We start from the raw sequence: 8,558 nt of genomic DNA on the forward strand, positions 1-8,558 counted from the left end.
CCCGGCGGGGTCGTCGACCTCGCCTACCGCTTCACGATGGCGGGCGACCTGGTCGCGGAGCTCGTCATCGCGCCGTGGCGCCGGGCGGCGGCGGCCGTCAGCCCGCGGCGCTCGGCAGGCTGTGCCCGGTGTCGTAGGCGGCCGCGGCCGCCCCCGCGCCGTCCGGCGGGGCCGGGGGCTCGGTCATCCCGCGATCGTACTGAGGCGTACGTCCGGGACGGCGCGGCGTCCACGCCCGCCCCGGCGGGCCGTGACCGGGGTGTCGGTGGTCCGTGGTGGGATCGGGCCCGTGACGACCGCAGCGACCACGCGCCTGGTGCCGCCGCCGACCGTCCGCGCGCACGTCGCGGGGGCGTCGGGGCCCGTGCTCGACCCCGAGCAGCGGGACGTCGTCACGCGGGTCGCCGCCGGGACGGACCCGGTCCTGCTCGTCACGGGCGCCCCGGGCACGGGGCGGACGACGGTCGCGCTGGAGGCCGCCGCGGCCGCCGTCGAGGCGGGGCTCGCGCCGGACGACGTGCTCGTGCTCGCCGCGTCGCGGCGTGCCGCGGGCGACCTCCGGGACCGGCTGGCCGTGCGGCTGGGGCGCACGTCGGGCCGGCCGCTCGTGCAGACGCCCGCGGCGGTGGCGTTCGCCGTGCTGCGGGCGCGCGCCGGGGCGCTCGGCGAGCCGACGCCCGTGCTGGTCTCCGGGCCGGAGCAGGACCGCGCGCTGGCGGAGCTGCTCGCCGGCCACGCCGCCGGCGAGGTGCCGGGGCCGGTGTGGCCCGCCGGCGTCCCGGCGGAGGCGCGCACCGCGCGGGCGTTCCGCGACGAGCTGCGGGACCTGCTCATGCGCGCGGCCGAGCGCGGCCTCGCGCCGTCCGACCTCGCGGCGCTCGGCCGCCGGCACCACCGGCCGGCCTGGGTCGCGGCCGCGGCGCTGTACGCGGAGTACCTCGACGTGATGGCGCTCGCGGCGGGCACGCCCGACGCGGGCGAGCGGCTCGACCCCGCCGTCGTGGTCGACGCGGCGGTGGCGGCGCTGCGCGGCTGGGACGCCGAGGTACCGGGCGTGCCGTGCCCGCGCCGCCGGCTCGTCGTCGTCGACGACCACCAGGAGAGCACGGCCGCGACGGCCCGGCTGCTGCGCGCGCTCGCCGACGGCGGCGCGCGCCTGCTGCTGCTCGGCGACCCCGACGTGGCGGTGCAGACCTTCCGCGGAGCCGACCCGGCGCTCGTCGCGCGCGCGACCGTCGACGGGACGGGCACCGGCGAGCTCGGCGCGGAGCACGTCGTCCTGCGCACCGTGTGGCGGCAGACGCCCGCGCTGCGGGCCGTGACCGCCCGCCTGACCGAGCGCATCGGCGCCGTCGGCACGGCCGCGCACCGGCGCGCGCGCACGCCGGACGACGTGCCGGACGGGCCGGCGCCGCGCGTCGCCGTGCTCGCGAGCGGTGCGCAGGAGGCCGCGTGGGTGGCCCACGAGCTGCGCACGGCGCACCTGCGGCGCGGCGTGCCGTGGGACGAGATGGCGGTCGTCGCGCGGTCGGGCGCGCGCGTGACGGTGCTGCGCCGGGCGCTCGCGCAGGCCGGCGTGCCGGTCCGCGTCGTCGGCTCCGACGTGCCGCTGCGCGACGAGCCGGCCGTGCGTCCGCTGCTCGACGCCGTGCGTGTCGCCGTGGGGGAGCCGCTGGACGCCGAGACGGCCGCGCGGCTCGCGTGCTCGCCGCTCGGCGGGCTCGACAGCGTGGGCCTGCGCCGGGTGCGGCGCGCGCTGCGCGCCGAGGAGCTCGCGGGCGGGGGCGGGCGCTCGAGCGACGCCTTGCTCGTCGAGGCGCTGGAGGCGCCCGGGCGGGCGGCGACGCTCGCGCCGCACGTCGCACGGCCCGTCGAGCGGCTCGCCGCGGTGCTCGAGGCGGGACGGCAGGCCGTCGCCGCGCCGGGCGCCGACGTCGAGGCCGTCCTCTGGGCCGTCTGGCACCGTGCCGGGCTGGCCGAGCCCTGGCGCCGCGTCGCGCTGGCGGGGGGCGCCGCGGGCGAGCGCGCCGACCGCGACCTCGACGCCGTCCTCGCGCTGTTCAAGGCCGCCGAGGTGTTCGTCGACCGCAACCCGCAGGCGACGCCGTCGACCTTCGTCGACTGGGTGCTCGCGCAGGACCTGCCGGCGGACTCGCTCGCCGCCAGCTCGCGGGCCGCTGGCGTGAGCGTGCTAACCCCCGCCGGCGCGGCGGGCCGCGCGTGGGACGTGGTGGCGGTCGTCGGGGTGCAGGACGGCGCGTGGCCGGACCTGCGCCTGCGCGACTCCCTGCTGGGGGCGCAGGCGCTCGTCGACGTGGTCGCCGGTCGCACCGCGGACGCGTCGCCCGGCGGTGCGCCGGGCGCCGACCTCGGTGCCGCGCGGGCCGCGGTCCTCGCGGACGAGCTGCGCTCCTTCACCGTCGCGGTGTCCCGCGCGCGGACGCACCTGCTCGTCACCGCCGTGGACGACCAGGACGCGAGCCCGTCGCCGTTCCTCGACCTCGTGCAGCCGCCGCCCGGCGACGGCCCGGACCCGCGGCGCACGTCCGCGCCCGTCCCGCTCGACCTGCGCGGCCTCGTGGCACGTCTGCGCGCAACCCTCGAGCGCACCGCCCGCGAGACCGGCACGCCCGACCCCGCGGCCGCGCGGACGCTCGCCCGGCTGGCCCGCGCCGGCGTCGCCGGTGCCCACCCCGACGCGTGGTTCGGGCTCGCCGCGCCGTCGAGCACCGCACCGCTGTGGGCCGCCGACGAGCGGGTGCCCGTGTCGCCGTCGCGGCTCGAGACCGCGCAGCGGTGCACGCTGCGCTGGGCGCTGGAGTCGGCGGGCGGCACGCCGGCGTCGTCCGCGCTGCAGTCGCTCGGCACGCTCGTGCACGCCATCGCCCAGGAGCACCCGACGGCCGACCGGGCGACGCTCGCGGCGGAGCTGGACCGCCGGTGGCCCGAGCTCGGGCTCGGCGAGGGCTGGCCGTCGGTGGCCGCACGCCGCCGCGCGGACGCGATGGTGGACCGGTTGGCGACCTACCTGCGCACCTCCGGCGAGCCGCTCCTGGTGGAGGCCCCCTTCACGCTCGAGACCGACCGGGCCGTGGTGCGCGGGTCGGTCGACCGCGTCGAGCTGGTGGCCCCGCCGGAGGGCGAGACGGGTGACGCGGCGGGGGACGCGGGTGGCGACCGTCCCACCGTGCGGGTCGTCGACCTGAAGACCGGCTCCCGCGTGCCGACGACGGCGCAGTCCGCCGAGCACGCACAGCTCGGGGCGTACCAGCTCGCGGTGGACGCCGGCGCGGTGCCGGGCCTGCCCGCGGGCGCCGCGAGCACCGGCGCCAGCCTGGTCTACCTGTCCAGCGGCTCGCAGCGCCCGACCGAGCGCCGCCAGGACCCGCTCGGCCCGGAGACCGACGGGCCCAGCTGGGCGCGGGCGCTCGTCGACGAGGTCGCCGACCGCATGGCGGCCTCGGCGTTCGAGGCGCGCACCAACGAGCTCTGCGACCGGTGCCCCGTGCGGCGGGCGTGCCCGCTGCGCGGCGAGGGCGGCCAGGTGGTCGCATGAGCCCGGCGCAGGCGGCCGCCGCACGGGCAGCCGCTGCGCAGGCACCCGGCCGGTCGCCGACCGGGCCGGCGCCCGCGCCCGTGCTCTCCGCCGAGCGGATCGCCGTCCTCGTCGGCCAGCACCCGCCGACGGAGGAGCAGCGCCGCGTCATCGAGGCACCGCTGCGGCCGTCGCTCGTCGTCGCCGGCGCCGGCTCGGGCAAGACGGAGACGATGGCCGGCCGCGTCGTCTGGCTCGTCGCGAACGGGTTCGTCGCGCCGGAGCAGGTCCTCGGTCTCACGTTCACGCGCAAGGCCGCCGGCGAGCTCGCGGAGCGGGTCCGGCGGCGGCTGCGCGCGCTGGCCCGCGCGGCCGCGCGCGAGGGCGTCACGCTCCCGACCGGCGCGGACGTGCTGGACGAGCTCGCGCGTCCGCACGTGTCGACCTACCACGCGTACGCCGCGAGCCTCGTCTCCGACCACGCGCTGCGTCTCGGCGTCGAGCCCGGCGCCCGCCTGCTCGGCGAGGCCGCCCAGTGGCAGCTCGCGGCGCAGGTGGTGGAGTCGTGGACCGAGGACCTCGACACCGCCGCCGCCACGTCGACGGTCGTCGACGCGGTGCTGTCCCTGGCCGGCGCCCTGGACGAGCACCTGCTCGAGCCCGCCGAGGCGCGGGCCCGCGTCGAGGCCCTCGCGGCCGACCTCGCGGCGACCCCCGTCGGCGAGGACCGCCGGGCGCCGCAGGCCAAGGCCCGGGCGCTCGTCGCGTCGCTCGGCGAGCGCGCCCGCGTGCTCGATCTCGTCGCCGACTACCGCGCGCGCAAGCGTGCCGCCGACGCGCTGGACTTCGGCGACCAGGTCGCGCTCGCGGCGCGCATCGCCCGGGACGCGCCCGAGGTCGGCGCCGCCGAGCGCGCCCGCTACCGCGTCGTGCTGCTCGACGAGTACCAGGACACCTCGTACGCGCAGCTGGTGCTGCTCTCCGCGCTCTTCTCCGGAGGCCACCCGGTGACCGCGGTCGGCGACCCGCACCAGTCGATCTACGGGTGGCGGGGCGCCAGCCCCGCCGGCCTCGCGCGGTTCCCGGAGATGTTCCCGGTGGTCGAGCCCGACGCGCGTGGTCGCGGGGCCCGCCGGGAGCACCGTCGTCCCGCCGACGTGGTCCAGCTGTCGACCTCGTGGCGCAACGACGTCGCGGTGCTCGCCGCGGCCAACCACGTCGCGGCGCCGCTGCGGGACGCCGGCGCGCGCGTCGACGTGCCCGAGCTGCGCGCCCGCCCCGGTGCGGGCGAGGGCACGGTGCTCGCGGCCGTCACGACCACCGTCGAGGAGGAGGCGGCGACCGTCGCGGCGTTCGTCGCCGAGCAGTGGCGTCCCGGCAGCCACCCCGCCGGCCGCCGGACCGCGGCCGTGCTGTGCCGCAAGCGCTCGCAGTTCGAGCCGCTGCGCCGTGCGCTGCGTGCCGAGGGGCTGCCGGTCGAGGTCGTCGGCCTCGGCGGTCTGCTCGCCGCGCCCGAGGTCGTCGACCTGGTCGCCGTCCTGCAGGCGGCGCACGACCCGACGCGCGGGGACGCGCTCGTGCGGCTCCTCACGGGCGCGCGCACACGGCTCGGCGCGGCGGACCTGCACGCGCTCGGCGACTGGGCGCGGCAGGGTGCGCGCACGCAGGGCGCCCGCGACCCGCGGGGCGGAGGCGTGGAGGCCGACGTCGTCGACGAGCGCAGCCTCGTCGACGCGCTCGACGACCTGCCGCCCGAGAGGTGGCGCAGCCCGGCGGGCCGCGCCCTGACACCCGTCGGCCGCGCCCGCCTGCGCGAGCTCGCCGGCGTGCTGCGTGCCGTGCGCACCCACCAGGGCCTGTCCCTGCCCGAGCTCGTGAACGAGGCCGAGCGGCTGCTCGGCCTCGACATCGAGGTGCAGGCCCGGCCCGACGGGGACCCCGGCCGTGCCCGCGCCAACCTCGACGCGTTCGCCGACGTCGTCGCGGACTTCGCGCGCGGCGCCGACCGGCCCAGCCTCGGCGCGCTGCTCGCGTGGCTCGAGGCCGCCGACGCGCGGGAGGACGGGCTCGAGCTGCCCGTCGCCGAGCCCGACCCCGACGCGGTGCAGCTCATGACCGTGCACGCCTCCAAGGGCCTGGAGTGGGACGTCGTCGCCGTCGCCGGGATGGTCGACGGCGGTCTGCCCGCCACGCCGATGCTCGGGCCGGACGGGCCCAAGGACTCCGGCTGGCTCACCGGGCTCGGCGTGCTGCCCTACCCGTTGCGCGGCGACGCGGACGACCTGCCCCGGCTCGAGTGCGCGGGGGCCGCCGACGCCAAGGAGCTCGCCGAGCGCCTCACGCGCTTCACCCACGACGCGGGCGAGCACGAGGTGGCGGAGGAACGGCGTCTGGCGTACGTCGCCGTGACCCGGGCGCGCGACCGCCTGCTCCTCACGGCCGCGCGGTGGGCCGACGCGAAGTCACCCCGCCGCGTCTCGCCGTTCCTCACCGACCTCGTCGACGCCGGCCTCGCCGCCGTGCAGGCGTGGGCGGACGAGCCCGCCCCCGACGAGACGAACCCGCGCGCCGCGCTCGCCGAGACGGCGGTGTGGCCCGCGGACCCGTTCGCCCGCGACGGCGCGGCACCCCGCCGGCCCGCCGTCGAGGCCGCCGCCGCGGCCGTGCTGACCGCGCTCGCCGCGCCGGCGCCCGACCGGACCGTGCCCGACCGGACCGTGCCCGACCGGCCCGTGCCCGACCGGCCCGTGCCCGACCGGCCCGCCGGCGACGACGGCGCGGACGACGCCCCGGACGACTGGGACGCGCTCGCCGACCGTCTGCTGGCGGAGCAGGCCGAGCGGCGCGGCGGCGACGCGCGCGTCGCCCTGCCCGCACACCTCTCGGCCTCGTCGCTGGTGCGGCTCGACGCGGACCCCGCCGACTTCGCGCTCGGCCTGCGCCGGCCGGTCCCGCGCGAGCCGTCCCGACAGGCGCGGCGCGGCACCGCGTTCCACGCCTGGGTGGAGGCGTGGTACGGCAGCGCGGCCCTCGTCGACCTCGACGACCTGCCCGGCGCCGACGACGACTCGCTGCCCGTGGACGCCGACCAGGCGGAGCTGCGCGCGGCGTTCCTGCGCACCCCGTGGGCGCACCGCACGCCCGTCGCCGTCGAGGTGGACGTGGAGACGACCATCGGCGGGTACGTGCTGCGGTCGCGGATCGACGCGGTGTTCGCGGACCCCGACCGGCCGGACGACGCGGGGGCGGTCGTCGTCGTCGACTGGAAGACGGGCGCACCGCCGACCGACCGCGCCGAGCGGGACTCGCGGGCCCTGCAGCTGGCCGTGTACCGGTTGGCGTGGGCGCGCTGGACCGGCACGGACCCCGCCCTCGTCCGCGCCGCGTTCTGCTACGTCGGCGCCGGGGTGACCGTCGCGCCCGACCGCCTGCCCGAGGAGGACGAGATCGCGGCGCTCCTGGCCGCGGCCGCGCCCGTGCCCGGGCGTACCGCCGACGCGGACGGTGCCGCCGACGCGGCCGCTGGGCCCGGTGCCGCCCGTGCCTGACGCCGGGGCGTGCGGGGCGTCAGAGCGCCGCGGCGGCCTCGTCCTCGACGCGCGTGTGCTCGTCGAGGTCGCGGAGCATCTCCACGGCGTCGTCGACGACGTCACGGCGCCCCGTCCGCACGCCGTGCAGCAGCCACCGTGCCAGCGCCAGCTCGCCCGCCAGCATGGCGCGGTCCGCCAGGTGCGGGTCGGTGAGCTCGGTGCGGCGCAGCAGGTAGGCCTCGAGGATCGACTCGACCGCGTCCTGCGGCGCGGCCACGAGCAGCCACGACAGGTCGTCCGCGGGGTCGGCGACCATCGCGCCGCCCCAGTCGAGCACCCCCGCGACCGCGCCCTCGGCGACGAGCACGTGCGCGCTCGTGAGGTCGCCGTGGACGACGGTCGGCCGGAAGCGCCACAGCGCGACGTCCTCGAGCATCTCCTCCCAGCGGCGCAGGAGCGTCGGCGGGACCAGACCCGTCCGGGCGGCCTCGTCGACCTCGGCCTGGCGCCGCTCGCGGTACCCGGCCGCGTCGTACACGGGCAGGCCGGCGTCCTCGACCACGGCGGTCGGCAGCTCGTGCACCGCGGCGACCGCACGGCCGACGGACGCCGCCAGGCCGGGGCCGGGGCGGAGCGTCTCGAGCCGCAGCGGCTGTCCGACGACCTCGCGGTGGACGCACGCGCGGCCGCCCTCGGGCAGGTGCGCGAAACCCGCCGGTCGCGGCACGGCGAACGGCAGCCGGCCCTCGTCGACGTGCGGCGCCAGCGCGTCGAGCAGCGCGACCTCCGCCTCGAGCGCGGCGCCCGCGCCGGCGTGCTGCGGTGCCCGGACCACCCAGCGCCGACGCACGGAGTCGACGACCACGGCCACGTCGAAGTCGTTGCCCGCGGCGGCGGGCCGACGCACGTCGTACGCGTCGAGGCCGGGGATCGCGACGGTCGCGAGGGCGGCGAGGGCGAGGGGCGAACGGCTCACGCCGCCAGCGTAGGCGCGCGGGGCGTGTCCGCCGTGGCGCCGCCCGGGCGTGTTGGACGTCCGATTCGTCCGCCGGGCGCACCCGTGGGCGGGTCGGCACGCCCGGCGACCGGCACGGGCCGCGCGTAGCGTGACGGGGTGACGCCCGACCTCCTCGCCGACCTCCCGCTCGCCCGCAGCCGCACGGACCGCGCGGCCCTGCTGCGCACGGCCCCGGACGCGGTGCCCGCCGCGCTCGCCGACCCCCGCACGCAGGTGCTCGTGGTGCGCGACGGCGGCGTCCGCACGGACGGCCCCGCGCACGTGCGCTGGTACACGGCCGACGAGGCGCAGGCGGAGGCCACGGCGGTGCTCGGTGCCGACGGCGCGCCCGCCGACGCCTGGCTCCTGCTCGGCGCGGAGGACGACGGCGCGCGCGTCCTCGCGCTCCGCCTGCCCGACCGGGCACCCCTGCCGGCGGGCGGCGCCCCCGCCGACGCGGCCGTGCACCAGACTCTTATACACATCTCCGAGCCCA

3 protein-coding genes and 1 pseudogene are annotated in these 8,558 nt (G+C 79.8%); 3 read left to right on the plus strand and 1 reads right to left on the minus strand.

What is annotated here, in order from left to right; translation table 11 throughout:
* Positions 1–289: 289 nt before the first annotated feature.
* Together AB6N23_RS15725 and AB6N23_RS15730 are read left to right on the plus strand one after the other, a co-directional pair.
* Positions 290–3,556: an ATP-dependent helicase gene (locus tag AB6N23_RS15725; protein WP_412866938.1), complete on the plus strand. Its 3,267-nt coding sequence runs from the start codon at positions 290–292 to the stop codon at positions 3,554–3,556.
* On the plus strand, positions 3,553–7,083 hold the full coding sequence (locus AB6N23_RS15730) for an ATP-dependent helicase (RefSeq protein WP_412866939.1): 3,531 nt from the start codon (positions 3,553–3,555) through the stop codon (positions 7,081–7,083). The genes AB6N23_RS15725 and AB6N23_RS15730 overlap by 4 nt, the downstream gene beginning before the upstream one ends.
* A gap of 19 nt (positions 7,084–7,102) precedes the next feature.
* Here AB6N23_RS15730 and AB6N23_RS15735 read toward each other — a convergent pair whose 3' ends face one another.
* Complete coding sequence (locus AB6N23_RS15735; protein WP_412866940.1) at positions 7,103–8,041, minus strand: phosphotransferase; 939 nt, start codon at positions 8,039–8,041, stop codon at positions 7,103–7,105.
* Between the two features lie 138 nt (positions 8,042–8,179).
* On the opposite strand from AB6N23_RS15735, the pseudogene AB6N23_RS15740 reads away from it, so the two are divergent.
* A pseudogene (locus AB6N23_RS15740) lies at positions 8,180–8,558 on the plus strand (NAD(+) diphosphatase); the annotation flags it as partial.

Origin of the sequence: Cellulomonas pasadenensis, from assembly GCF_047229365.1 — a bacterium.
In the GTDB taxonomy this organism is placed as follows: Bacteria; Actinomycetota; Actinomycetes; order Actinomycetales; family Cellulomonadaceae; genus Cellulomonas.